Consider the following 24,678-nt stretch of genomic DNA (forward strand, 5'->3'; position numbering starts at 1 on the left):
GGAGCCGCGGAAGATTCCCGGCAGCGTAGCGGACACCCCCGTAAGCGGGCCGTTCAGCCCGACGGGGTGCCCCGGGTCCCGCCCAGGCCGGGCGCGAGCCAGCTGCGCGCCCGGTCACGGAAGACGGCCGGCGCCAGTCGGCCCGCACCCTCCGGCACCACGCCGACCAGCGGAGCCTCGGCGACCTCCGGGAGATCCAGCAGATTGCACCGGGCGTCCAGACCGGGCTCGGCGGGCCAGCTGCCGATCACGACGCCCGCACAGTCCAGCCGCCGGGCTCGCAGCGCCTCGGCGGTCAGCGCGGTCGCGTTGAGCGTGCCGAGACCGGCGGGGGCGACCACCAGCACCGGCGCCCCCATCAGCCGGGCGGCGTCCGCGAGGGTGCCGCCCTCTTCGTCGAACCGTACGAGCAGCCCGCCCGCGCCCTCGACCAGCACCAGATCGTGTTCGGTGGCCAGCTTCTGCGCCGCGTCCGCCACGTCCCGCGGCCCCAGTGGGGCGAGCCCCGCTCGCCGGGCGGCCGTGGCAGGGGCCAACGGGTCAGGGAATCGCGCCAGTTCGACAGCGGTCACCGCTCCGGCCAGCCGTGCCACCTCGGCAGCGTCGCCGTGCTCGCCGGGCAGCAGCCCGGTCTGCGCGGGTTTCAGAACGGCGACGGACCGGCCGTGCGCGGCGGCCGCCACCGCGGCCGTCACCACCGTCTTGCCGATCTCGGTGCCGGTCCCCGTCACCACGAGAATCGTCATGTCATGCCTCCCTCGCCACCGCGCACACCGCACGGCAGATCCGTGCCACGTCCTGATCGCCGGTGACGTACGGCGGCATGGTGTAGACGAGATCGCGGAACGGCCGCAGCCAGACGCCCTCACGCACGGCCGCCCGGGTCGCCGCCGCCATGTCCACCTCGTGGTCCAGCTGGACGACCCCGATCGCACCGAGTACCCGCACATCCCGGACGCCCGGCAGCTCCGCCGCCCCGGACAGACCGTCCAGCAGGGCAGTCTCCAGCCGTTTGACCTCCCGTTCCCAGTCCTGCCCGAGCAGCAGCCCGACCGAGGCGCAGGCCACCGCGGCGGCCAGCGGATTGCCCATGAACGTCGGCCCGTGCGCCAGCACAGGCACCTCGCCCCGCGCTATGCCCTCGGCCACCCGTGGGGTACAGAGCGTCGCCGCCATGGTCAGATAGCCCCCGGTCAGGGCCTTGCCGACACACATCACGTCCGGCGCGACCCCGGCGTGGTCCGCGGCGAAGAGCTTGCCCGTACGGCCGAAGCCGGTGGCGATCTCGTCGAAGACCAGCAGCACACCGTGCGCGTCGCACGCCTCGCGGAGCACCCGCAGATACGCGGGGGAGTGGAAACGCATCCCGCCCGCGCCCTGGACCACCGGCTCCACGATCACCGCTGCCAGCTCATGCGCATGACGGCCGATCAGCTCATGGAGGTGGTCGGCGTACCCCTGCTCGTACTCCGCGGGCGGCGCGTCCGCGAAGACCTGCCGCGGCAGCACCCCCGACCACAGGTCGTGCATCCCGCCCTCGGGGTCGCACACCGACATGGGCTGCCAGGTGTCCCCGTGGTAGCCGCCCCGCCAGGTCAGCAGCCGCTGCTTGGCGGGACGGCCCACGGAGCGCCAGTACTGCAGGCACATCTTGACGGCGACCTCGACCGACACCGAACCCGAGTCGGAGAGGAACACATGCTGGAGCGGCTCCGGAGTGATCTCCACCAGCTTCGCCGCGAGCCGGACGGCGGGCTCATGGGTGAGCCCGCCGAACATCACATGGCTCATCCGGTCCAGCTGGCCGCGTGCGGCCTCGTTCAGCACCGGGTGGTTGTAGCCGTGGATCGCCGACCACCAGGACGACATGCCGTCCACCAGCTCACCCGTACCGGCGACCCGCAGCCGGACACCGGACGCCGACTCGACGAGCAGCGGCTCCTGCCGGCCGGGCATCGGTCCGTACGGGTGCCAGACATGGCGCCGGTCGAGTTCGAGCAGCTCGGCGGAGTCAGGCATTGGGCGCGAGATCCGTTCCGGCGCCCCTGCGGCGGACCGACACCAGGCCCTCGCGGTGTTCGGGCAGTGTCGTCGTGTCCGAGCCCTCCACCTCGAATCCGGCATCCGCGATCATGTCCAGGTCGGTCCGGCCCGCCTGGCCCTCACTCGTCAGATAGTCGCCGAGGAAGATGGAGTTGACGAGGTGCAGGGCGAGCGGCTGCAGGGAGCGCAGATGCACCTCGCGTCCGCCCGCCAGCCGTACTTCCGCGTCCGGACAGACGAACCGCACCATCGCCAGGATGCGCAGACACCGCTGTGGGGTCAGATGCCACTCCCCGGCCAGCGGGGTGCCCTCCATGGGGATCAGGAAGTTCACCGGCACCGAGTCGGGGTCGAGGGCGCGCAGCGCGAAGACCACGTCGACCAGGTCGGCGTCGCTCTCACCCATCCCCGCGATCAGCCCCGAGCAGGCCGAGAGACCGGCGGCCTGGGCGTGCTGGACCGTATCGACCCGGTCGGAGAAGTCGTGGGTGGTGCAGATGTCGGCGTAGGTGGCCTCGGACGTGTTGAGATTGTGGTTGTACGCGTCGGCGCCCGCAGCCCGCAGCCGCTCCGCCTGGCCGTCCTTGAGCAGCCCGAGGCAGGCGCACACCTCGACGTCCTCGTTCTGCTCCTTGATCGCCTCGATCGTCTCCGATACGCGGTCGACATCGCGGTCCGTCGGCCCGCGGCCGCTGGCGACCAGACAGACCCGCTTCGCCCCGCCCGCCACTCCGGCCGCAGCCGCCTTCGACGCCTCGTCCGGCTTCAGCCAGGTGTACTTGAGGATCTCCGCCTTGGAGCCCAGCCGCTGCGAGCAGTACGAGCAGTCCTCCGGGCAGAGGCCCGATTTGAGATTGACGAGATAGTTGAGCTTCACCCGCCGCCCGTACCACTTGCGGCGCACCTTTCCGGCCGCCGCCACCACGTCCAGCAGTTCGTCGTCGGTCGTCGCCAGCACGGCGAGAGCCTCTTCACGGGTCGGCAGTTCGCGCCGCAGCCCCTTGTCCACCAGCGTGTTCAGCAGGTCCATAGGGGTGATCCTGGCCTACCGCACCGCCTCCGGCCAAGGAGGAACTGAACAACAGAGCAGCCCAGGGGTGTGTGTATTGCCACACCCTGACCCCGCATCGCCCCGGCTAGGGTCTGTGAACTGCCTACAAAAAGGGATCGACCATGACTCCAGCCGTTCCCCGCGAGCCCTTCGAGTGGACCGACGCAGCGGCGCACCGCCGGGCGGAGGCCGGGCTGGTGCGCGCGCTCCGGCCGCGCGCCGCGTCCGCGGATGTGCTGGACCTCGCGAGCAACGACTACCTGGGGCTGAGCCGCCGAGCCGAGATCACCGGAGCCGCCGCCGATTCGGCCCGCCGCTGGGGTGCGGGCGCCACCGGGTCCCGGCTGGTCACCGGCTCCACCGCGCTCCACGCCGAACTGGAGCGGGAGCTGGCGGAGTTCAGCGGTTTCGAGGCGGCACTGGTCTTCTCCTCCGGATACGCGGCCAACCTCGCCGTGCTCACCGCGCTGACCGGCCGTGACTCGCTGATCGTCTCGGACGCCGCCAACCACGCCTCGATCATCGACGGCTGCCGGCTCTCCAGAGCGGCGACCGAAGTCGTCCCGCACAGCGACCCCGAGGCCGTCGCCAAGGCGCTCGGCGCGTATGACGGCGGCCGGGCCGTCGCGGTCACCGACTCGGTCTTCTCGGTCGACGGCGACGCCGCGCCGCTGCCGGAGCTGGCCGAGGTCTGCCGTACGTACGGAGCGGCGCTGATCACGGACGACGCGCACGGATTCGGCGTGCTCGGCGACGGCGGACGCGGCGCCGTGCACGCGGCGGGACTCGCGGGCGCTCCCGACGTGGTCTCCACGGTCACCCTGTCGAAGTCGCTCGGCAGTCAGGGCGGCGCGGTGCTCGGGCCCGCCCGGGTCATCGACCATCTGATCAACGAGGCACGCCCGTTCATCTTCGACACCGGCCTGGCGCCCGCGGCGGCGGGCGCCGCGCTGGCGAGCCTGCGGCTGCTGCGTGACGATCCCCTGCTCGCCGGCCGCACCCGTACGGTGGCGCACACCCTGCACACACGTCTGACCGCGGGGGGACTCAGCGCGGTACGCCCGCAGGCCGCTGTCGTCTCCGTCCTCGCGCCCTCGCCCCTGCAGGCGGTGCGCTGGGCGGCCGACTGCCGTGCGGCGGGTCTCGTGGTCGGCTGCTTCCGTCCGCCTTCGGTGCCGGACGGCATCTCACGGCTGCGGCTCACCGCACGCGCCGACCTGACGGCCGAACAGATCGAGTGGGCGGTGGACACGGTGCTGCGGACCGCGCCCACCGGATGACGGGCATCCGCTGCCGTTCTCTGCTGCCCGCCGATCCGCTGATCAACGGCTCGCCGTGCCGGGCCCCCCGGTGCCCGGCACTGCGGCTTCGGGCACCGAGGCCAGGAAGCAGGTCCAGGCGCCTGCTTCGAAGAGCAGCGCAGGGTGGTTCACGCGCTTGGAGTCACGTACGGCCAGCAGACCGCTGTCGAGTAACGCGGCCTCGACACAGTTGTTCATTCCGGTGCTGCGGCTGCTGCGCCGCCACCGCGCGCCGTTCAGAGAAGTACTGGAAGGGACGTTCGCAGGACGTGCGGACATGGTGCCTCCCTAAGGGCTGTCCCGCAATTCCCGGCGGGCGCGCGACGACAGCTACGGCACCTCGCCGCGTTGTCGGAACGTCCACATACATCCAGTATGCGGACGTCCCTCCGCCTTGCGATGCACCGCATCTGTCGCCGCGCGCTGATCCACCAGGAATTGCGGGACAGCCCTTAGACGCCGTCACCGATCCCGGCGATGAGATCCAACGATTCCTGCTGTGAAAGAGCCCGCGCCTGGATCCTGCGGAACGCGGCGCTGTACGCCTTGAGTTCTTCTTTCCGTTCCAGATAACGGCTACTCATCAAATGGTCGAGAACGACCACATCCAAATCAATGATGTTCGAAAAAGAGAAGATTGTGAAAGAGCCAGTGAGTCCGAGGTGCGCTCCGGCGGCGAACGGCATGACCTGCAACCGCACATGAGGCAGCCGGGCGACCTCCCGTACATGCCGTAACTGCTCCGCCATCACCCCGCGCCCGCCGATCCGGCGGTGCAGGGCCGCCTCGTCGACGACCGCGCTCAGCTCCAGCGGCGGATCCGCGTCCAGTACCCGCTGCCGTGCCAGCCGCACATCGACCAGCGAGTCCACGGTCCGGGCCGGCAGCCCGTCGAGCGAGGCCCGGGTGACCGCCTTCGCGTAGCCGGGCGTCTGCAGCAGGCCGGGCACCACGGATGTCTCGAAGGTGTGCGCCGTGCACGCCTGGGCCTCCAGCCTGATGAAGTCCCGGTACTGGGCGGGCAGCAGCCGCCGGTAGGTGTGCCACCAGCCGGCGCTCTCGTCGGCTCCCGCGCCGCACAGCGCCTCCAGGAGTTCGCGCTGCGCCGCGTCCCGCACGCCGTACGCATCGAGCAGCAGGGCCACATCGGACGACCTCACACCACTGCGCCCGGTCTCGATCCTGCTCACCTTCGACTGGTGCCAGCCCGCGAGCCCGGCCGCCGCCGCACTGGTCAGACCAGCCAGGACACGCAGCCGGCGCAGCTCGGCACCGAGTTTGACGCGGCGCACCGCGGGGCTGCTCCGCACCGCGTTCTCCCTCCGGTCGGCCGTTTCTGCAAACGTGCCATTCCGGCCGTCAAATACGGTCTTCCGTCGCAGAGTTCATCACTTTGAGCGACAGATATATGCACTTCTTTGTGGATGGTCGGTGCTGCGGTCACTATGAGTGTCACGCTCGCACGAAGCGCCACCTGAGGCCGTCTCGAAGTGCATCCGTCACGAGATCCGCGCCGGCAGCGGTGGGAAAGGGACAGGCCGTCATGGCAGACCACCAGGAAGCTTCAGTTACGCTGCCGAGCGAGCCGGCTTCGGTCCCGGCCGCCCGGACGTTCGTGGCCCGTGTGCTCACCGGCTGGGGGCTGTCCCCCGACGCGGAGCTGGCGGACACCATCCGGCTGATCGTCTCGGAGCTCGCGACCAACGCGGTGCAGCACACTTTCGGCACGTCCCCCACCTTCACGGTGCAGGCCGTCCTGGAGCGTGACGAGCGGCTGTGCGTCGGCGTCACCGACAGCCATCCGCGCTGGCCCCAGCGGCTGCCCGCTGCGGTGCAGCAGGACAACGGCCGGGGCATGGTCATCATCCGCTGGCTGGCGGCCGAGAACGGCGGCCGGCTGTCGGTGACCCCGACCCGGGACGGCGGGAAGACCGTCTGGATCGCCCTGCCCTGGACCGCCATGGTCCAGGGCTGAACGAACCCGCTGTACCGTCGGCTTCAGCCCACCCGGCCGTACCAGACGCTGTGGGACCAGATCTTCTCCAGCCTGACCACCGCGCCCGTCTTGGGGGAGTGCCAGATCTTCCCGTGGCCGGCGTAGATACCGACGTGGTAGACGCTCCGGCCGTAGTGGAAGAACACCAGGTCGCCGCGGTGCCGACCCCATGGCGGGATATGGCGTACGCGGTTGTACTGCGCCTGGGCGGTGCGGGGCAGTTGTTTGCCCGCCTGTTTGTACGAGTAGAGCGTCAGCCCCGAGCAGTCGAACCGGGACGGTCCTGCCGCCCCCCACTGATAGGGCGAGCCCTTCTTCGAGGCCGCGATCTGCACGGCCTCGGCGGCGTGCGCGGCGGCCTGTGCCTCCGTGGTGGCGCCCGGTGCCAGAGAGGTCCCCGCGACAGCGGCGAGCGCGAGGGCCGAGGCTGTACCGGCCCGGGTGAGCAGAGACGGGATATGAATCTGCGCAGTCATGCGCAACCCTTCGCAAACCGCCTGTGAAGGATGACCTGTCGGGTTCGGGCCGGCGAAGTTTGCCCGGCCGCCCGGCGGGGTGACCGACTGATCAAGTCGGCCGTCCCGCCAGGCGGCTTCACCCCGAGGGGCGACGTCGCTGTCGCCCCGGACTGCCTGGGTCCTCCACTCCTGCCGATCCACTCGTGTCGACCAGACATCCGGGTACGGCGGCAGGACTCGGCGTCCGCCCGGACCGCCCCGCCGTGGTGGCGGGGGCTTGTCGTCTCCCGGATCTTCACCCATGGCATGGCGGATTTCCGGCTTACCGCGCCGATTTGTGATGATTCGGGGGCACTGGCCTGTTCGAGTGGATGCCACCGGCGCCGGGCCGGGGATTCCGCCGGCGCACGGCCCTCACCTGGGGCGCAGCAGGGGCGCCGGGCCGAGTGCGGGCGCGGTGCGCAACTCGGCGCTGCCACTGGATCTCCGCGTGTCTACGCCTTCCGGGGGGCGCCCATCGGTGTACTGGCAATCGCACGAAAGACGGATCCGGGTCCGGTTTCCCCCATGCAAGGCACCGCGCGGATGCCGTGCGAAGGCGTCGTGGTCCGGGCGTCGGTGATGTCGGCACGCCCGCAGCAGGGTTGACGCACCGTCCGCCCCGTCGTGCGCCCTGAGGCGGCGAGTTCACCGTAATCGGCAACTCGGTCCAGGCCGTTCCGAGTTCACCTGCGCCCGGTCAACTTCTCCACCCCCGTTCCGCGTTGACTGCCAGCGGTCATCCGCGCGCGTTGCACCGCTCACCGGGACCGGTCTCACCGCATTTCGGGTTGGCAAAGAACGCTCATGCACCCTGTTGTCAGGGACCGTTCACAAGAAAGGATCCCCGGTACGTACTGGAGAGCGCCGGACGAACGGCGCTTCGCACAGGGGGAGGTACCACGTGAGACGCACCGCAGTGCTCGGCTCGGCCGGCGCTCTGGCCGCGGCGACTCTCATAGCGGGCGCCATGGCGGCGCCGTCGGCCACCGCCGACGGCCGCGGCCACGCAGGCCCGGAGGCGCACGGCGTGGCCGCGGCCGCCGCGCGGGCGGCGAAGGCGGGGATCGACTGGCGGGACTGTCCTGCGGACTGGGCCCTCGCGAAGCCGATCCAGTGCGGCTGGGTGACCGTGCCGGTCGACTACGCGCACCCGGACGGCCGGACAATCGAGCTCGCGGTGGACCGGGCCCTGAGCTCCGGCACCAAGTCGCAGCGGCAGGGCTCCCTCGTCTACAACCCCGGAGGCCCCGGCGCTTCGGGCATGCGCTTCCCCGCCAGGTCCACCACCGGGAGCGCGCTCTGGGTCAACACCGCCAAGGCATACGACTTCGTGGGGTTCGACCCGCGCGGTGTGGGCCACTCGGCGCCGGTCTCCTGCATGGACCCGCAGAAGTACGTCAGCGCCCCCAAGGCCGATCCGGTCCCGGACCGCGAGGCCGACAAGCAGGTCCAGCGCAAGCTCGCGGCGCAGTACGCGGACGGCTGCGAGCAGCGCAGCGGTGCGATGCTGCCGTACCTCACGACGCCGAACACGGCGCGCGACCTCGACGTCATCAGGGCGGCGCTCGGCGAGAAGAAACTCAACTACCTGGGAGTCTCCTACGGCACCTATCTCGGCGCCGTGTACGGAACGCTCTTCCCGGGTCATGTCCGCCGCATGATCGTGGACAGTGTCGTCGACCCGAAGCAGTCGAACATCTGGTACCAGGCCAACCTCAACCAGGACGTCGCCTTCCAGGGCCGCTGGAACGACTGGCAGAACTGGGTCGCCGCCAACGACGCCGCCTTCCACATCGGGAAGACGGCGGCGGCCGTCGAGCAGCAGTGGGTGAAGCTGCGGGCCACGGCGAAGAAGCGTCCGATCGGCGGGGTCGTGGGGCCGGCCGAACTGCTCGGGTTCTTCCAGAACGCCCCGTACTACGACTCCTCCTGGGCGCCGGTCGCCAAGGCCTGGAGCCAGTACCTCGCTGGTGATCCGCAGCCGCTGATCAAGGCAGCGGGGCCCGATATGTCGGACACCGCGGGCAATATCTCCGCCGAGAACGGCACAGCCGTCTACACAGCGGTCGAGTGCGCCGACGCCAAGTGGCCGACCGACTGGCGGACATGGGACCGGGACAACACCCGGCTCAACAAGGACTACCCGTTCCTCACCTGGTCCAACGCCTGGATGAACCTGCCGTGTGCCACCTGGCCCGCGAAGCAGCAGACCCCGGTGAACGTCCACACGGGCAAGGGGCTCCCGCCGGTGCTGATCGTGCAGTCGACCCGCGACGCGGCCACGCCGTTCCCGGGCGCGGTCGACCTGCACCAGCGCTTCAAGGGCTCCCGTCTCATCATCGAGAAGGGCGCCGGATCGCACGGGGTGACCGGTCTGGTCAATCCGTGTATCAACACCCGGGTGGACAGCTATCTGCTCACCGGCAGCACCGACCGCCACGATGTGACGTGCGCCCCGCACGCCACACCGACGCCGTAACAGCCCACGCTGGGGGGCCGCGTGGTCAGCGGCTCCCCCAGCCAGGCATCCTCCGCCGCGTAGTCGAAGAGATCGAGATGCGGGTCGTAGGTCTTCGCCATCGCTGGGAAGGCCTCGCGCCAGTCCCGGCCCCGGAGCCGGTCAGTGATCCACTCCACGGTCGCGGGCAGCGAACCGCCGCCGACGCCACGGCCGTGCTCCGGTCCGGGCCAGACGGTTCTGCCCACAGCCGATCCGGTGTCAGTGCGGCTTCCCCGGCGGATTCTTCGCCTGCGCGGCCTTCACGTCCGCGGCGTACGCGTCGACGTACTCCTGGCCGGAGAGCCCGAGGACCGCGTACATGATCTCGTCGGTGACCGCCCGCAGCGCCACCTTCTCGTTCTCCAGCCCCGTGTAGCGGCTGAAGTCCAGTGGCTCCCCGAAGCGGATCGTCACCCGCTTGATCTTCGGCATCCGCCGGCCGGGCGGCTGGATCTCGAAGGTGCCCACCATGGCGCACGGCACCACCGGAACCCGGCCCTTGACGGCCATCACGGCGACCCCGACCTTGCCCTTGTAGAGCCTGCCGTCGTGCGAGCGGGTGCCCTCGGGGTAGATCCCCAGCAGTTCGCCCCTGCCGAGCACGCCGAGCCCCTCACGGACCGCGGCCCTGCCCGCCTCCCGGCCCGACCGGTCCACCGGGATCTGGCCGATGCTGCGGAAGAAGGCGGCCGTCAGCCGGCCCTTGATGCCCGGCCCGGTGAAGTACTCCTGCTTGGCGAGGAAGGTGATGCGCCGGCTGAGGACGACCGGCATCAGGAAGTGGTCGGAGAAGGACAGGTGGTTGCCCGCGATGATCGCGGCGCCGTCCTCCGGGATGTGTTCGAGCCCTTCGATCCTGGGCCGGAACAGCAGCCTCAGCAGCGGCCCGAGCAGGGCATATTTCAGGATGTAGTAGAACAATCGCGGTACCGCCTCCCCGTCGTCCCGTGCCCACGCACAGTAGCCGCCGACCACCCGCTGCGGAACCCGTGCGGGAGCGGGGAGCCGCGTCCGTACGGGTGGCCGGGCGGCGTGGCGACTTGCCGCCGGGCCGGGCGGCCGGGTGCTGTGGCCTCCCACCCTCGTGCCGAGTTCCAGGAGGCCGGATGCGCCCCCGTACGATGTCCGCCGCAGCGGCCCTGCTCGCCTGCGCCGCCGCTGTGCCCGCGCAGGCTGCCGCAACGCCGCCCATCCGCCCGGCCGGACTCGTCCTCACCGTCGCTTCGCAGTCGCACCCCGACCGGGACCGCAGCGTGCTGCTCCGGTGCGCACCGGAGGGGAGCGACGGCTCGCACCCGGACGCCGCAGCGGCCTGCCGGGCACTCGACCGGGCGGGCGGCAGTTTCGACCGCCTCGACGGGGAGCCCCGGCCCTGCACCCGGCAGTCCGACCCGGTCACGGTCACCGTCGGCGGGACCTGGGGCGGCCGCCCCACCCACTGGGACCGGACGTTCGCCAACGCCTGCTCGCTCGACGCGGCGACCGGCCCGGTCTTCCGCTTCTGAGCGGCCGAGCCGCTGAGCGGTCGTGCCCCGCCGCTCAGCCACTGCCGCGCGACGCGATCATGCCGACGGTCACCAGCCCCAGGACCACCCAGCCGAACCACAGCCAGCCGTTGCTGCCGAGTACAACCGTGTATCCCGTCACCGTGACCAGGGCTCCCACGGTGATGACACCCATCGCTTTCACAGAACCGGGCATGGCCCTCCTCCTCGGGGGTGGAGGGCCATCGTCGCCCGCCAGGGGCCTTCTCCGCTACTGGCCGCGTGCCTGGAGTGACGCCAGGTAGGCGTTGTAAGCGGCCAGCTCCTTGTCGCCGTTGCGGTCCTCGGCCCGGTCGGAGCGGCGTGAGACACGCTGCTCGGAGCTGTACCACTGGAAGACCAGGGCGATCAGGACCAGTACGGACGGGATCTCGCTGAACGCCCAAGCGATGCCGCCCGCGGCCTCCTGGTCGGAGAGCGCGTCGATCCCCAGCGAGGCGGAGGGGTGCTTGTAGACCTGCACCATCGGCTCGCTCGCCATCATCAGCGCGATACCGAAGAACGCGTGGAAGGGCATCCCGGCGAAGAGCTCCAGCATCCGCATGACGTAGCCCGGCCGGTGCGGGCCCGGGTCGATGCCCATGATCGGCCAGAAGAAGACCAGACCCACGAAGAGGAAGTGCACCATCATCGCGATGTGCCCGGTCCTCGAGCCCATCAGAAAGTCGAAGAGCGGCGTGAAATACAGGCCGTAGAGGCTGGCGATGAACAGCGGGATGGTGAAGGCGGGATGCGTGATGATCCGCATGTAGCGGCTCTGGAGCAGCATCAGCAGCACCTCCCGCGGCCCCTTGCGGTTGCCCCGGCCTGCGACGGGCAGTGCGCGCAGGGCCAGCGTCACCGGCGCGCCGAGCAGCAGCAGGATGGGGGAGAGCATGCTGATGATCATGTGCTGCACCATGTGCACGCTGAACATGACCATGCCGTAGTCGTTCAGCTTGGTGCACATCGTGAGACCGACGGTCAGCACCCCGATGACGAAGAGCGCGATCCGGTGGACCGGCCAGCTGTCGCCGCGCCGGCGCAGCCGCACCACGCCCCAGCCGTACAGCGCGAGTCCCACCAGACAGCCGATCAGGAAGAACGGGTCCGCGGAGAAACCCAGCCCCCGTCCCAGCGTGAACGGCGGCAGATCCATGGTCATGCCGCCCATGGGCATGCCGTGCCCGCTGTGGTCCATCCACTCACTCCTGATTCGTGCCCGATGTCGCCGCACCAGCGTAGAACTGCCCCCGACCGCAGCTGCGGCCGGGGGCAGTTCGTACTGTATCGGGCGAATGGGGAACGGTCAGAGGACGCACTCGGCTTCGGCGTACCGCTCGGCGGGCACGGTCTTGAGCGTCTCCACCGCCTGGGCGAGCGGCACCATGGTGATCTCCGTGCCGTGCAGCGCGGTCAGCATGCCGAAGGCCCCGCGGTGCGCGGCCTCCACGGCGTGCCAGCCGAACCGGGTGGCCAGGACGCGGTCGTACGCGGTGGGGGTACCGCCGCGCTGCACATGACCGAGTATCACCGGACGGGCCTCCTTGCCGAGGCGCTGCTCCAGCTCGATGGAGAGCTGCCTGGCGACACCGGCGAACCGCTCGTGACCGTACATGTCCTTGACACCCACGTCGAAGCTCATCGAGCCCTCGCGCGGCTTCGCGCCCTCGGCGACCACCACGATCGCGAACTTCTTGCCCGCCGAGAAGCGTCGCCCGACCAGCTCGGTGAGCTCACCGATGTCGAAGGGACGCTCCGGTACGACGATGGCGTGCGCGCCCGCCGCCATGCCCGAGTGCAGGGCGATCCACCCGGTGTGGCGCCCCATGACCTCCACGATCAGCACCCGCTGGTGCGATTCGGCGGTGGTCTTCAGCCGGTCGAGCGCATCGGTCGCGACCCCGACGGCCGTGTCGAAGCCAAAGGTGACATCGGTCGACGCGATGTCGTTGTCGATGGTCTTCGGCACGCCCACTATCGGCAGCCCCGCTTCGGAGAGGAGGTGCGCCGCCTTCAGCGTGCCCTCGCCGCCGATCGGGATGATCGCGTCGAGCCCCAGGTCGGCGACATGGCCCCGGGCGCGCTCCACGCCGTCGCGCAGATGCGCGGGCTGTACCCGCGACGAGCCGAGGATCGTGCCGCCGCGTGCCAGGATGCCGCCCACCGCGTCGAGGTCGAGCTTGCGGTAGTCGCACTCGAGCAGGCCCTTCCATCCGTCGTGGAAGCCGATGACCTCGTCGCCGTGGTCGACGACGGCGCGGTGCACGACCGAGCGGATGACGGCGTTCAGGCCGGGGCAGTCGCCGCCGGAGGTGAGCACACCAATTCGCATTGCCCGACTTACCTTTGCAACGTGGGCTTGTGACCGGACCACGTCGTCCGGGCTGGTTCCCCGTCACCCTACCGGCGGAGGGTGAAAGTGACGTAGCGGGCGTCCGCCTGCTGGACGCCGCTCAGATGTACGTATCGGGCCTCATGCGGGCTGTGTCGCCGCGGCGATCCGCTCGGTCCGCAGCGCCTCGTACCAGCGGTCGTCGGTCGGGGGCAGCGCGTTGACGTCCAGGGCCAGCTTGAGCAGCAGATCGGCGATCTGCGGGTTGCGGGCCAGTACCGGGCCGTGCATGTACGTACCGAAGACGGTGTCGTTGTACGCGCCCTCGGTGCCGTCGCCGGTCCCGTTTCCCCGGCCCAGCTGGACCCGGGCGAACGGGCGGGCGGTCGGGCCCAGATGGGTGATGCCCTGGTGGTTCTCGAAGCCGGTCAGCGGCGGCAGGCCCAGCCGCTGGTCGATGTCCCCGTACACATCGCCGACGCAGCGGTCGCCCTCACCGCGGGTCGAGATCACGTCAAGGAGCCCCAGCCCCGGTTCGCGCTCGCCGAGGTCGTTGATGAACTCGTGGCCAAGGATCTGGTAACCGGCGCAGACCGAGAAGATGATCGCGCCGTTGGAGGCCGCCCTGCTGAGGCCGCCGTCCCTGCGCAGCCGCTCGGAGGCCAGCCGCTGCGGGCGGTCCTCGCCGCCGCCGATCAGATAGATGTCACCGGATGTCGGCACCGGCTGGTCGCTGCGCACGTCGATACGGGTCACGTCGAGGCCGCGCTGGCGGGCCCGGCGCTCCACGACCAGGGCGTTGCCCTGGTCGCCGTAGGTGCTCAGCAGGTCCGGGTAGACCCACACCAGGCGCAGGCTGTTGTCGCTCATCATCGTTTCCTCTGAGGTCAGTTGCCGACGCGGCGGCGCACGTCCTGGAACGCGGTGTAGTTGGCGATCAGTTCGATCCGGCCGGGCGGCGCGTACTGGACCGCCTCGTCCACGGTCTCGCAGACCTGGAACTGGAGACCGGCCACTTCGAGCCGTACCGCGAGATCCAGCTTGCGGTCGCCGATGACGAAGATCGGGTGGCCTGACAGCCGGGTGTAGTCGACGTCCCAGAGCCAGGAGGTGTCCGTGCCGTCGGCGCCGCGGGCGTTGACGGCGAGGATCACCGGCGTGGGCGGCGGGTCGATCAGCGAGAACGTCTCCAGCCAGCCCGCCGGGTTCTTGGCGAGCAGCAGCCGCACCTCGCGGTTGAGGAACGACACCACGTCGTAGCGCCCGGCGACGGCCTGCACCCCGTACATCCGCTCCAGGGCCACCTGCGGCGGCACGCCGAAGGTCGCCGCGACAGCCGCCGACGTCGTCGCGTTCGCCTTGTTCGCGCGGCCCGGCAGCTGGAGGTGGATCGGCCAGGCCGAGCCGTGCGGGTCGAGTACGTAGTCGCCGGAGAGCGCCCAACTGGGCATCGGACGGCGGAAACCGCAGTCTGCGCAGAACCACTCGTCGTTCGGCCACTGGAGCACACCGCCGCAGGACGGGCACGACCAGGCGTCGTCCTTCCACTCCTGGCCGGCCGCGACCCAGACCACGGTGGGGGAGGACGAGGCGGCCCACACGACGAGCGGGTCGTCGGCGTTGGCGATGACCACGGCCTTCGTCCCGGCCAGCCCCTCGCGCCACCTCTCGGCCAGCATGCGGGTCTCGCCCGCCCGGTCGAGCTGGTCCCGGGAGAGGTTCAGCAGGGCGATCGCCTTGGGCGTCGTGTCGCGCGCGACCCCGGCGAGGTACTTCTCGTCGACCTCGATCACGCCGAAACGCGCGTCGGAACCGCCGGCCAGCGCGGAGGTGATGCCTGCCGGCATGTTGGCACCCAGGGCGTTCGACACGACCGGTCCCGCGGCCCGCAGCGCCTCGGCGATGAGCCGGGTCGTGGTCGTCTTGCCGTTCGTCGCCGAGACCAGGATCACGTCCAGATGCTGGGCGAGACGCCCGAGCAGGTCGGGGTCGAGCCGCAGCGCGACCTTGCCGCCGATCACCGACCCGCTGCCGCGCCCCGCGGCGCGCGATACCGCTGCCGCGGCCTTGCCTGCCGTCACGGCCAGCTTGGCCCGCGGCGACAGCGGCTCCGTGTTGCCGTCCATCGTCCTAGATCCTCCTTGCGTCGGCGCGGGGCTCAGCCTATCGAGATCCGGCCGTGCGCCGGACCTCGGCACCGCCGGGGGAGCGCCGTTCCGGTGGGAACGTACGCTTGCCGCCATGCGAAACCGCCCGATCCCCGGCAGTTCCGGAGCCGTGCGGACGATGAGTCCGCACGGCGATCCCGTGCTGCACGCGCCCTGCGAGCCCGTGGCCGCTTTCGACGCCTCGCTCGCCCGGCTCGTCGAGGACATGTTCGCGACGATGTACGCGGCGCGGGGTGTCGGGCTCGCTGCGAATCAGATCGGCGTCGGGTCGCGGGTCTTCGTCTACGACTGCCCGGACGACGAGGACGTCCGCCATCTCGGGCACCTGGTCAACCCCCGGCTGGTGGAGGCGGACGGGGTCACCGTGCGCGGCGCCGAGGGCTGCCTCTCGCTGCCCGGCATCGAGGCGGGCACCCCGCGCTTCGACCACGCCGTCGTGGAGGGCTTCTCCGTGACAGGCGAGCCGGTCACGGTCAGCGGGACCGGATTCTTCGCACGCTGTCTCCAGCACGAGTGCGACCACCTCCAAGGGCTGATGTACACCGACCGGCTGTCGGGCCTGCGCCGCGGCAGGGCGCTGCGGGCAGTCCGTAAAGCCGAACAGGCCCGTAAAGCCGAACAGGTCCGCTAGGCCCACGGGTCGCGCAGGCCCCCGCGTCCCACAGGCCCGTCAGGCCCCCTCGGAACATCCGCTCCGGCGCCGGTCCGGGACTTCATCCCGTTGTTCAGAAGCCCGGTCCGCCCACACGGTCGTTGGCCAGGGCGAGCCTCCCCCAGAGGAGATCGGCGAGGCTGCTGACCAACTGCGCCCGGGAGCAGGGGCGTTCACCGAGCCACCAGTCGCCCGCCGCATGCATCATGCCGACGATGCCATGGCCCCAGACCCGCGCCAGCTGCTCGCTGTCGGGCCCGAGGTCGACGCGTTCGGCGATGACCTTGGCCAGCTCCTCGCCGAGTCTGCGCAGCAGCGGCGCGGAGTGCAGCCCCACGTCGAAGGCCTGCTCGGGTTGCTGGCCGTCGTCGGCCGGGTGCATCAGGAAGCGGTAGACCTGCGGTCTGGCCTCGATCGCCGCGAGATAGGTGTCGAGCGTGGCCTCGACGCGCTCGCGGCGCCCGGCCGGAGCGTCCAGCGCGGCCCGCAGCGCGCTCAGCAGCGCGTCGGTGTGGCGCTTGGCGAGCGCCCGGTAGAGGCCGCCCTTGTCACCGAAGTGCCGGTAGAGGATCGGCTTGGTGATCCCCGCCTCGGCGGCGATGGCGTTCATGGACGCCTTCGGGCCGTCCCGCAGTACGACCCGGTCGGCGGCCTCCAGCAGTTCCCGGCGGCGATTGTGTGCCGACCGCTGCTGTGCGGTCTGTGTGGTCCCCATGAGTAACTCTTCCCCGCCCTGCGATTCTCGCTCTGTGACACGGACCCGTGCTGCGTCCGCCGATTGATCCGGCCCCGCCGAAAACGTAACACCCGGCCGGGGGCCGGCGCCGGGGGCGATCGTGGAGGTTGACAGGTCCTACTTGCCAGTAACAGACTGTGGTTACCGCAAGTAACAATTCGCTGGAACGCAGTGCTGGAGGGGACATGGCCGAGTTCACGCTCGAACTCAACGATGACCAGAAGGAGGTCCGCGACTGGATCCACGGATTCGCCGCGGACGTCATCCGCCCGGCTGCCGCCGAGTGGGACGAGCGTGAGGAGACGCCCTGGCCGGTGATCCAGGAGGCCGCCAAGGTCGGCATCTACTCGCTCGACTTCTACGCCCAGCAGTTCTTCGACCCGACCGGTCTCGGAATCCCCATGGCGATGGAGGAGCTCTTCTGGGGTGACGCGGGCATCGCGCTGTCGATCGTCGGTACGGGTCTGGCCGCCGTCGGTGTCCTCGCCAACGGCACCGAGGAGCAGATCGGCACCTGGATCCCGCAGATGTACGGCGACGCCGTCGACGTCAAGGTCGCGGCCTTCTGCTCGTCCGAGCCCGACGCCGGTTCGGACGTCGCGGCGATGCGGACCCGTGCGGTGTACGACGCGGCCAAGGACGAGTGGGTGCTCAACGGCACCAAGACATGGGCGACCAACGGCGGCATCGCCAACGTCCATGTCGTGGTCGCCGTGGTCGACCCCGCCGCAGGCTCCAAGGGGCACGCCTCGTTCATCGTCCCGCCGGGGACGCCGGGCCTTTCGCAGGGCCAGAAGTTCAAGAAGCACGGCATCCGCGCCTCCCACACGGCCGAGGTCGTCCTGGAGGACGTACGGGTGCCCGGCCACTGCCTGCTCGGCGGCAAGGAGAAGCTCGACGAGCGGCTGGCCCGTGCCCGGGAGCGCGCGAAGCAGGGCGGCGGCGATCGTGTGAAGAACGCGGCTATGGCCACCTTCGAGGCATCCCGGCCCGCGGTCGGCGCCATGGCGGTCGGCACCGCACGGGCCGCCTACGAGGTCGCGCTGGACTACGCGAAGACCCGCAGCCAGTTCGGCCGCCCGATCATCGACAACCAGGGCGTCGCCTTCCAGCTCGCCGACATGCGGACGCAGATCGACGCGGCCCGCCTGCTGGTCTGGCGCGCCTCCTGGATGGCATCGGCGAACAAGCCGTTCACCGCGGCCGAGGGCTCCATGTCCAAGCTGTACGCGAGCGAGACTGCCAAGAAGGTCACGGCCCAGGCCATCCAGATCCTCGGGGGCAACGGCTACACCCGTGAGTACCCGGTCGAGCGGATGCACCGCGACGCCGCGATCTACACCATCTTCGAGGGCACCAGCGAGATCCAGCGCCTGGTGATCGCCCGGACCCTGTCGGGGATGCCGATCCGCTGATCCGGCCTGACCTGATCCGATCTGACCGGCAGGACATTGGAACAGGCCCGCGGAGGCGTACCCCGCGGGCCTGTTCCGGTGTCCGGCCGTGCCGGTGTGTCAGGCCGGGAGCTGCGCCTCGATGGCCGCCACGACCTCCGGCGCGTCCGGCTCGGTACGCGGGCGGATCCGGGAGACGACCTCGCCCGCCGGAGAGATCAGGAACTTCTCGAAGTTCCACTGGACGTCCCCGGCCTCACCGGCTTCGTCGGCCACCCGCGTCAGCTCCGCGTACAGCGGATGCCGCCCGGCACCGTTGACGTCGGTCTTCTCCAGCATCGGGAACGTCACGCCGTAGGTGGCCGAGCAGAAGGTCTGGATCTCGTCGGCGCTGCCCGGCTCCTGGCCGGCGAACTGGTTGCACGGCACGCCGATGACGGCGAAACCGCGCTCCCCGTACTGCTGCTGAAGCTTTTCCAGACCGGCGTACTGCGGAGTGAGGCCGCACTTGGACGCCACGTTCACCAGCAGCACCGCCTTGCCCCGGTAGTCGGCCAGGGACGTCGCGTCGCCGGTCAGGGTGCGCAGGGGGATGTCGTACAGGCTCATCGCCAGCTCCTGTCGTAGGTCAGTGGTACGTACTGTTCCAGAGACCTGCGGACACCCGGGCGACGGCCCCGGCCTGCGGGCGACCACCGCCTCAGGCCGGCCCGTCCTGCCTGCGCGCCCGGCGCCGCGCGACCAGCAGGGCGCCGGCCAGCGCGGCGGCGGCCACTCCGCCCGCGAAGAGGAACGCCGTCCAGCCGGAGACCGAGATGTGCGAACTCTGCGACGCCGCGACCGGGGGCGTGCGCTCGGCCGACGCCGGCGTGGCGGCGGGTGCAGAGGGGTGGGCCGGGCGGACGCCGGGCAGCACGCTCACCGGGGTCGCGGTGGGCGAGGTGGCGAACCCCCAGTCCAGCAGGGACCGCGTCTCGTTGTAGGCGTCGTTCGGCTGGCCCGACTGCGGGTTCATGACGGTCACCAGGAGCGTGCGCCCGTTCCGCTGGGCGGCCGTGACCAGGGTGTTGCCCGCTTGGGTCGTGTACCCGTTCTTCACCCCGAGCAGGCCGGGGTACTGCTCGACACCGTGCGACCCCACAAGCAGCCGGTTGGTGTTCTGGATGCCGAACGCGCCGGGGCCGCCCGAGGCCGGGAACCGGGCCGTCCTGGTCGAGGCGAACTGCCGGAACTCCGGATTCGCCATACCCGCACGGGCGATCACGGACAGGTCGTACGCGGAGGAGTGCTGCCCCGGGGTGTCGTATCCGTCGGCGGACTTCACGACGGTGTCCCGCAACCCGATCCGGCGGGCGGCGGCCTGCATGTCCTTGATGGTGGCCGGTAAACCGCCGTTCATCATCGCCAGGGTGTGCACCGCGTCGTTGCCCGACGCCAGGAACACACCGCGCCACAGATCGGCGACCGTGTACCGGGTGCCCTCTTTCACCCCGACCATGCTGCTCCCCGGCTGGAGCCCGGTGATGTCGGTCTCCGCCACCCGGTGCACCTCCTTCGGCGGGAACTTCGGCAGCACGGCCAGCGCGAAGAGCGTCTTGAGCGTACTGGCGGGCGGGAGCTGCCGGTGCGCGTTCCTGGCCGCCAGTACCTTGCCGGTCCGCAGATCGGTCACCATCCACGACAGGGCTGTCGCCGCGGGCGGTCTGGCGGCTCCGGGGGAGACCTGGACGCCGGTGCGGTACAGCGCGGACTGCCCGCTGTCCGCGGCCGGTCGGGGCGTGGGCGGGCTGTCGGCCCGCGCGGCCGACGACAGAGAGGCGAGTACCAGTGCGGGCAGGGAAACGGCCACGGCCGCACGGATCCTGACAGAACACCACATCGCTTGTGACATGATCACACCGTAGGAGAAGACCGGAATGTCCGCTCCGTGGCTTAGCCCGACCGGACAGGCCCCGGGGCCCGGTCAGGCGCCGAGCCTGCGGAACAGTCCCTCCTGCACGACCGAGACCAGCAGATTCCCCGCGCGGTCGAAGATCCGGCCGCGGGCCAGTCCCCGGCCGCCCGTCGCGATGGGCGACTCCTGGTCGTAGAGGAACCACTCGTCCGTCCGGAACGGGCGGTGGAACCACATGGCGTGGTCCAGCGAAGCCATGTCGAATCCGCGCGGCCCCCACAGCGGCTCGACCGGGATACGGACCGCGTCCAGGAGCGTCATGTCGCTGGCGTAGGTGAGCGCGCACGTGTGGATCAGCTGGTCGTCGCCGAGCGGGCCGACCGCCCGCATCCACACCGCGCTGCGCGGATCGGCGCCCTTGATCTCGTCAGGGGTCCAGCGCAGCCGGTCCACGTAACGAATCTCGAAGGGCTGCCTGCGGGCCATCCGCTCCAGCGCCTCGGGCAGCTTGCCCAGATGCTCACGGAGCTCGTCGGAGATCGTCGGCAGCGACTCGGGGTCCGGGACGTCGCGGGCCGGTGGCGCCTGATGCTCGATGCTGCCCTCCTCCGGCCGGTGGAAGGACGCCGTCAGGTTGAAGATGGTGCGGCCCTGCTGGACCGCCGTCACCCGGCGGGTGGTGAAGGAGCGCCCGTCCCTGACACGTTCCACCTGGTAGACGATCGGCACCCCCGGCCTGCCGGGACGCAGGAAGTACGCGTGCAGCGAGTGGACCGGCCGCTCGCCGTCGGTGGTACGGCCCGCCGCCACCAGGGCCTGCCCCGCGACCTGCCCGCCGAAGACCCGCTGCAGGGACTCGTGCGGGCTGCGGCCGCGGAAGATGTCGACCTCGATCTGCTCCAGGTCGAGCAGATCGATGAGCTTCTCGGTGGGGTTCGTCATACGGTGCCCTCCCAGGTCACGGCGGATTCCCAGGTCACAGGGGCTTCCCGGGTCACAGTGTCTTGCCGGGGCACGGTGGCCGCCCGGCTCACAGCTGGCCGACGGCGGTGACGCGGACGACCGCGCGGCCCTCCTCGTCGGAGGCCGCGAGATCCACCTCCGCGCTGATGCCCCAGTCGTGGTCGCCGTTCGGGTCGGCGAAGATCTGCCGCACGCGCCACAGCCCGTGCGAGGTGTCCTCCTCGTCCGCCTCGATGATCAGCAGCTTCGGGCCGCGGGCGTCCGGTCCTGTGCCCAGGTCGTCGTACTCGTCCCAGTAGGCGTCCATCGCCTCGCCCCAGGCGTCCTCGTCCCACCCCGCGTCACCGTCCAGCTCGCCGAGCGCGGCCACGTTGTCCAGCGCCGCCAGCTCGACCCGGCGGAACATGGCGTTGCGCACGAGCACCCGGAAGGCCCGGGCGTTGGCGGTGACCGGCTTGACCTGGTCGGCACGCTCGGCGGCCTGCTCCGCGGTCTCCACCTCCGGGTTGGCCAGCTGCTCCCACTCGTCGAGCAGGCTGGAGTCCACCTGGCGGACCAGCTCGCCCAGCCAGGCGATGAGGTCCTGGAGGTCCTCGGACTTCAGGTCGTCCGGGATGGTGTGGTCGAGCGCCTTGTACGCGCCCGCGAGGTACCGCAGCACGATGCCCTCGGTACGGGCGAGCTCATAGTGCGAGGTGAACTCGGTGAAGGTCATGGCCCGTTCGTACATGTCACGGATGACCGACTTCGGCGACACCGGGTGGTCGCCGACCCACGGGTGGCTCGTGCGGTAGACGTTGTACGCGTGCACCAGCAGCTCTTCGAGCGGCTTGGGGTACGTGACCTCCTGGAGCCGCTCCATGCGCTCCTCGTACTCCATCCCGTCGGCCTTCATCTGGCCGATCGCCTCGCCGCGCGCCTTGTTCTGCTGGGCGGCGAGGATCTGCCGCGGGTCGTCCAGCGTCGACTCGACCACCGAGACCATGTCCAGTGCGTACGACGGGGACTCGGCGTCCAGCAGGTCGAACGCGGCCAGCGCGAACGTGGACAGCGGCTGGTTGAGCGCGAAGTCCTGCTGGAGGTCGACGGTGAGCCGGATGATGCGGCCCTCGGCGTCCGGCGTGTCCAGCTGCTCCACCACACCGCCGTCGAGCAGCGAGCGGTAGATCGCGATGGCGCGGCGGATGTGCCGCAGCTGCGCCTTGCGCGGCTCGTGGTTATCCTCCAGGAGATGGCGCATCGCCTTGAACGCGTTGCCCGGCCGGGCGATCACCGACAGCAGCATGGTGTGGGTGACCCGGAACCGCGAGGTCAGGGGCTCGGGATCGGCGGCGATCAGCTTCTCGAAGGTGGTGTCGCTCCAGGCGATGAAGCCTTCCGGCGCCTTCTTGCGGACCACCTTGCGGCGCTTCTTCGGGTCGTCGCCCGCCTTGGCGAGCGCCTTCTCGTTCTCGACGACGTGCTCGGGTGCCTGCGCGACGACGAAGCCCGCCGTGTCGAACCCGGCCCGGCCCGCGCGGCCCGCGATCTGGTGGAACTCACGGGCTCGGAGCGTGCGGACACGTGTCCCGTCGTACTTCGTCAGCGCCGTGAACAGCACGGTGCGGATCGGGACGTTGACCCCCACGCCAAGGGTGTCCGTGCCGCAGATGACCTTCAACAGGCCCGCCTGCGCCAGCTTCTCGACCAGTCGGCGGTACTTGGGGAGCATGCCGGCGTGGTGGACGCCGATGCCGTGGCGCACGTAACGCGAGAGGTTCTGGCCGAACTTGGTGGTGAAGCGGAAGTTGCCGATGAGATCGGCGATCCGGTCCTTCTCCTCCCGGCTGCACATGTTGATGCTCATCAGCGACTGGGCGCGCTCGACCGCCGCGGCCTGGGTGAAGTGCACGATGTACACGGGCGACTGCTTGGTTTCGAGCAGTTCTGTCAGCGTCTCGGTGATCGGCGTCCGGCGGTACTCGTACGAGAGCGGGACCGGGCGGGTCGCGGAGCGGACCACGGAGGTCGGGAGGCCGGTGCGCCGCGTCAGGTCCTCCTCGAACCGGGAGACGTCACCGAGGGTCGCGGACATCAGGATGAACTGCGCCTGCGGCAGTTCCAGGATCGGGATCTGCCAGGCCCAGCCCCGGTCGGGCTCCGCGTAGAAGTGGAACTCGTCCATCACGACCTGGCCGATGTCGGCGTACTTGCCGTCGCGCAGCGCGATCGAGGCCAGCACCTCCGCCGTACAGCAGATGACCGGGGCGTCCGCGTTCACCGACGCGTCGCCGGTGAGCATCCCGACGTTCTCGGTGCCGAAGAGCTTGCACAGGTCGAAGAACTTCTCCGAGACCAGGGCCTTGATCGGCGCGGTGTAGAAGGTGACCTTGTCGTGGGCCAGCGCCGTGAAGTGCGCAGCGGCCGCCACCAGACTCTTTCCCGAGCCGGTGGGGGTGGAGAGGATCACGTTGGCCCCGGACACCACCTCGATCAGCGCCTCCTCCTGAGCCGGATAGAGCGTGATGCCCTGACCCTCCGCCCACGACGAGAAAGCCTCGAAGAGAGCATCGGGATCGGCGGTCGTGGGGAGCTGATCGATAAGGGTCACGCCTCCATCTTGCCTGCCTTACCCCGCCAAGGGGGAACCGGCTGCCCGCGTGAAGATCACGAGCGATACGCTTCCCTCTCGAACAGCCCTCAACTGGGCTTCAGCGCAACGGAAAACGGGGCGGAACGAACCATGATGGGACCGGCGCACTCGCTGTCAGGAGCAGCAGCCTGGCTGGGGGTGGGGGCGGCGGCGACGGCGTACGGGCATCCGATGCCGTGGCCGGTCCTCGTCGTCGGAGCGCTGATCAGCGCCGGGGCGGCGCTGGCGCCGGACCTTGATCACAAGGCCGCGACGATATCCAACGCGTTCGGCCCGCTGTCGCACGGGCTGTGCGTCCTCGTGGACGCGCTGGCGACCCTCGTGTACAAGGCGACGAGGGGCAAGGGGGACCCCCGCAAGGGCGGCGGTCACCGGACCCTCACACACACCGGGGTGTGGGCGGTCCTGCTGGGCATCGGAGCCTCCGCCCTGGCGATCTACGGCGGTCGCTGGGCCGTGCTCGGCATTCTCTTCGTCCATGTGGTACTCGCCATCGAGGGACTGCTCTGGCGGGCCTCACGTCCGTCCAGCAGCACCGTACTGGTGTGGCTGCTCGGCGCTGCCGGTGCGTGGATCCTGGCCGAGATACTGAACGAGCCGGGCAACGGTTCCGACTGGTTCTTCACCGACCCCGGCCAGCACTTCCTGTGGCTGGGGGAGCCCCAGCAGTACATGTGGCTGGGCCTGCCGATCGTGCTGGGCGCCATCATCCACGACCTCGGCGACGCCATCACGGTCTCGGGCTGCCCGATCTTCTGGCCGATACCGCTCGGCCGCAAGCACTGGCGCCATGTGGGCCCGCCCAAGTTCATGAGGTTCCGCGCGGGCAGCTGGGTGGAACTCAAGGTGCTGATGCCGATGTTCATGGTGGTGGGCGGAGTCAGCTGCGCGTTCGCGCTCGGCGTCGTCTGAGCGGGCCGCGAGCCCGGTCCGCGGGCTGTGCCCTGAGCGCCGTGAGGTGCGGGCCGTGAACCGGGGCCGGGGGCTTCT

General features: G+C 70.3%; 24 protein-coding genes and 1 pseudogene. 7 read left to right on the forward strand and 18 right to left on the reverse strand.

The window, feature by feature from the left end:
• Window positions 1–53: 53 nt before the first annotated feature.
• From bioD to bioB, 3 genes are read right to left on the reverse strand one after another with little or no spacing between them, the layout of a single operon-like run.
• Complete coding sequence (gene bioD, locus OG452_RS31455; RefSeq protein WP_327298932.1) at window positions 54–746, reverse strand: dethiobiotin synthase; 693 nt, start codon at window positions 744–746, stop codon at window positions 54–56.
• Window position 747: 1 nt separating this feature from the next.
• A complete protein-coding gene (locus tag OG452_RS31460; RefSeq protein ID WP_327298933.1) occupies window positions 748–2,019 on the reverse strand; it encodes an adenosylmethionine--8-amino-7-oxononanoate transaminase in 1,272 nt (423 codons plus the stop codon).
• Window positions 2,012–3,073 (reverse strand): biotin synthase BioB, encoded by a 1,062-nt coding sequence (gene bioB / locus OG452_RS31465; protein ID WP_327298934.1) that lies wholly within the window; start codon window positions 3,071–3,073, stop codon window positions 2,012–2,014. Before bioB ends, OG452_RS31460 begins: the two co-directional genes overlap by 8 nt.
• A gap of 143 nt (window positions 3,074–3,216) precedes the next feature.
• Here bioB and OG452_RS31470 point away from each other — a divergent pair, with 143 nt between their 5' ends.
• Window positions 3,217–4,374 carry an 8-amino-7-oxononanoate synthase gene (locus tag OG452_RS31470; RefSeq protein ID WP_327298935.1) on the forward strand — a complete coding sequence of 386 codons (1,158 nt, stop codon included), beginning with the start codon at window positions 3,217–3,219 and terminating at the stop codon, window positions 4,372–4,374.
• Between the two features lie 42 nt (window positions 4,375–4,416).
• On the opposite strand, the gene OG452_RS31475 is transcribed toward OG452_RS31470, so the two are convergent.
• Window positions 4,417–4,674, reverse strand: a complete 258-nt coding sequence (locus OG452_RS31475) for a DUF397 domain-containing protein (protein WP_327298936.1) — start codon at window positions 4,672–4,674, stop codon at window positions 4,417–4,419.
• Window positions 4,675–4,847: 173 nt separating this feature from the next.
• Window positions 4,848–5,705, reverse strand: a complete 858-nt coding sequence (locus OG452_RS31480) for a helix-turn-helix domain-containing protein (protein WP_327298937.1) — start codon at window positions 5,703–5,705, stop codon at window positions 4,848–4,850.
• A gap of 233 nt (window positions 5,706–5,938) precedes the next feature.
• Here OG452_RS31480 and OG452_RS31485 point away from each other — a divergent pair, with 233 nt between their 5' ends.
• Window positions 5,939–6,370 carry an ATP-binding protein gene (locus tag OG452_RS31485; protein WP_327298938.1) on the forward strand — a complete coding sequence of 144 codons (432 nt, stop codon included), beginning with the start codon at window positions 5,939–5,941 and terminating at the stop codon, window positions 6,368–6,370.
• A 23-nt stretch (window positions 6,371–6,393) separates the two neighbouring features.
• Here OG452_RS31485 and OG452_RS31490 read toward each other — a convergent pair whose 3' ends face one another.
• Window positions 6,394–6,867: a C40 family peptidase gene (locus OG452_RS31490; protein ID WP_327298939.1), complete on the reverse strand. Its 474-nt coding sequence runs from the start codon at window positions 6,865–6,867 to the stop codon at window positions 6,394–6,396.
• Window positions 6,868–7,858: 991 nt separating this feature from the next.
• Between OG452_RS31490 and OG452_RS31495 the strand changes: the two genes are divergently transcribed.
• The gene (locus tag OG452_RS31495) at window positions 7,859–9,370 is read left to right on the forward strand and encodes an alpha/beta hydrolase (RefSeq protein ID WP_327299847.1); all 1,512 of its coding nucleotides are present in this window, start codon (window positions 7,859–7,861) and stop codon (window positions 9,368–9,370) included.
• 38 nt (window positions 9,371–9,408) lie between these two features.
• On the opposite strand, the pseudogene OG452_RS31500 reads toward OG452_RS31495, so the two are convergent.
• Both OG452_RS31500 and OG452_RS31505 read right to left on the reverse strand, forming a co-directional pair.
• A pseudogene (locus OG452_RS31500) lies at window positions 9,409–9,543 on the reverse strand (NAD(P)-dependent oxidoreductase); the annotation flags it as partial.
• 67 nt (window positions 9,544–9,610) lie between these two features.
• On the reverse strand, window positions 9,611–10,312 hold the full coding sequence (locus tag OG452_RS31505; protein WP_327298940.1) for a lysophospholipid acyltransferase family protein: 702 nt from the start codon (window positions 10,310–10,312) through the stop codon (window positions 9,611–9,613).
• A 185-nt stretch (window positions 10,313–10,497) separates the two neighbouring features.
• Between OG452_RS31505 and OG452_RS31510 the strand changes: the two genes are divergently transcribed.
• Window positions 10,498–10,896: an SSI family serine proteinase inhibitor gene (locus OG452_RS31510; RefSeq protein ID WP_327298941.1), complete on the forward strand. Its 399-nt coding sequence runs from the start codon at window positions 10,498–10,500 to the stop codon at window positions 10,894–10,896.
• Window positions 10,897–10,930: 34 nt separating this feature from the next.
• Here the strand turns inward: OG452_RS31510 and OG452_RS31515 are convergent, their stop codons facing one another.
• From OG452_RS31515 to OG452_RS31535, 5 genes are all read right to left on the reverse strand, one after another.
• On the reverse strand, window positions 10,931–11,092 hold the full coding sequence (locus OG452_RS31515; protein WP_327298942.1) for a hypothetical protein: 162 nt from the start codon (window positions 11,090–11,092) through the stop codon (window positions 10,931–10,933).
• Between the two features lie 54 nt (window positions 11,093–11,146).
• The gene (locus OG452_RS31520; protein WP_327298943.1) at window positions 11,147–12,115 is read right to left on the reverse strand and encodes a cytochrome c oxidase assembly protein; all 969 of its coding nucleotides are present in this window, start codon (window positions 12,113–12,115) and stop codon (window positions 11,147–11,149) included.
• 108 nt (window positions 12,116–12,223) lie between these two features.
• Window positions 12,224–13,249: a 6-phosphofructokinase gene (locus tag OG452_RS31525; protein WP_327298944.1), complete on the reverse strand. Its 1,026-nt coding sequence runs from the start codon at window positions 13,247–13,249 to the stop codon at window positions 12,224–12,226.
• Between the two features lie 141 nt (window positions 13,250–13,390).
• Entirely contained in the window at window positions 13,391–14,119 is a 729-nt protein-coding gene (locus OG452_RS31530; protein ID WP_164265137.1) for a type 1 glutamine amidotransferase, read from the reverse strand.
• A gap of 17 nt (window positions 14,120–14,136) precedes the next feature.
• Window positions 14,137–15,375: a MurT ligase domain-containing protein gene (locus tag OG452_RS31535; protein ID WP_327298945.1), complete on the reverse strand. Its 1,239-nt coding sequence runs from the start codon at window positions 15,373–15,375 to the stop codon at window positions 14,137–14,139.
• Between the two features lie 115 nt (window positions 15,376–15,490).
• On the opposite strand from OG452_RS31535, the gene def reads away from it, so the two are divergent.
• A complete protein-coding gene (gene def, locus OG452_RS31540) occupies window positions 15,491–16,048 on the forward strand; it encodes a peptide deformylase (protein ID WP_327298946.1) in 558 nt (185 codons plus the stop codon).
• Between the two features lie 94 nt (window positions 16,049–16,142).
• Here the strand turns inward: def and OG452_RS31545 are convergent, their stop codons facing one another.
• Window positions 16,143–16,784 (reverse strand): TetR family transcriptional regulator, encoded by a 642-nt coding sequence (locus OG452_RS31545; RefSeq protein WP_327298947.1) that lies wholly within the window; start codon window positions 16,782–16,784, stop codon window positions 16,143–16,145.
• Window positions 16,785–16,990: 206 nt separating this feature from the next.
• On the opposite strand from OG452_RS31545, the gene OG452_RS31550 reads away from it, so the two are divergent.
• A complete protein-coding gene (locus OG452_RS31550; protein ID WP_327298948.1) occupies window positions 16,991–18,220 on the forward strand; it encodes an acyl-CoA dehydrogenase family protein in 1,230 nt (409 codons plus the stop codon).
• Between the two features lie 99 nt (window positions 18,221–18,319).
• Here OG452_RS31550 and OG452_RS31555 read toward each other — a convergent pair whose 3' ends face one another.
• From OG452_RS31555 to OG452_RS31570, 4 genes are all read right to left on the reverse strand, one after another.
• Window positions 18,320–18,808, reverse strand: coding sequence for a glutathione peroxidase (locus OG452_RS31555; protein WP_327298949.1), 489 nt, complete (start codon window positions 18,806–18,808; stop codon window positions 18,320–18,322).
• 91 nt (window positions 18,809–18,899) lie between these two features.
• Window positions 18,900–20,048 carry a D-alanyl-D-alanine carboxypeptidase family protein gene (locus OG452_RS31560; RefSeq protein WP_327298950.1) on the reverse strand — a complete coding sequence of 383 codons (1,149 nt, stop codon included), beginning with the start codon at window positions 20,046–20,048 and terminating at the stop codon, window positions 18,900–18,902.
• 114 nt (window positions 20,049–20,162) lie between these two features.
• Window positions 20,163–21,035 carry an acyl-CoA thioesterase gene (locus OG452_RS31565; RefSeq protein ID WP_327298951.1) on the reverse strand — a complete coding sequence of 291 codons (873 nt, stop codon included), beginning with the start codon at window positions 21,033–21,035 and terminating at the stop codon, window positions 20,163–20,165.
• Between the two features lie 88 nt (window positions 21,036–21,123).
• Window positions 21,124–23,646, reverse strand: a complete 2,523-nt coding sequence (locus tag OG452_RS31570) for a DEAD/DEAH box helicase (RefSeq protein WP_327298952.1) — start codon at window positions 23,644–23,646, stop codon at window positions 21,124–21,126.
• 132 nt (window positions 23,647–23,778) lie between these two features.
• Here OG452_RS31570 and OG452_RS31575 point away from each other — a divergent pair, with 132 nt between their 5' ends.
• Window positions 23,779–24,600 carry a metal-dependent hydrolase gene (locus OG452_RS31575; protein ID WP_327298953.1) on the forward strand — a complete coding sequence of 274 codons (822 nt, stop codon included), beginning with the start codon at window positions 23,779–23,781 and terminating at the stop codon, window positions 24,598–24,600.
• Window positions 24,601–24,678: the final 78 nt, after the last annotated feature.

Origin of the sequence: Streptomyces sp. NBC_01197, assembly GCF_036010505.1 — a bacterium.
In the GTDB taxonomy this organism is placed as follows: domain Bacteria; phylum Actinomycetota; class Actinomycetes; order Streptomycetales; family Streptomycetaceae; genus Streptomyces.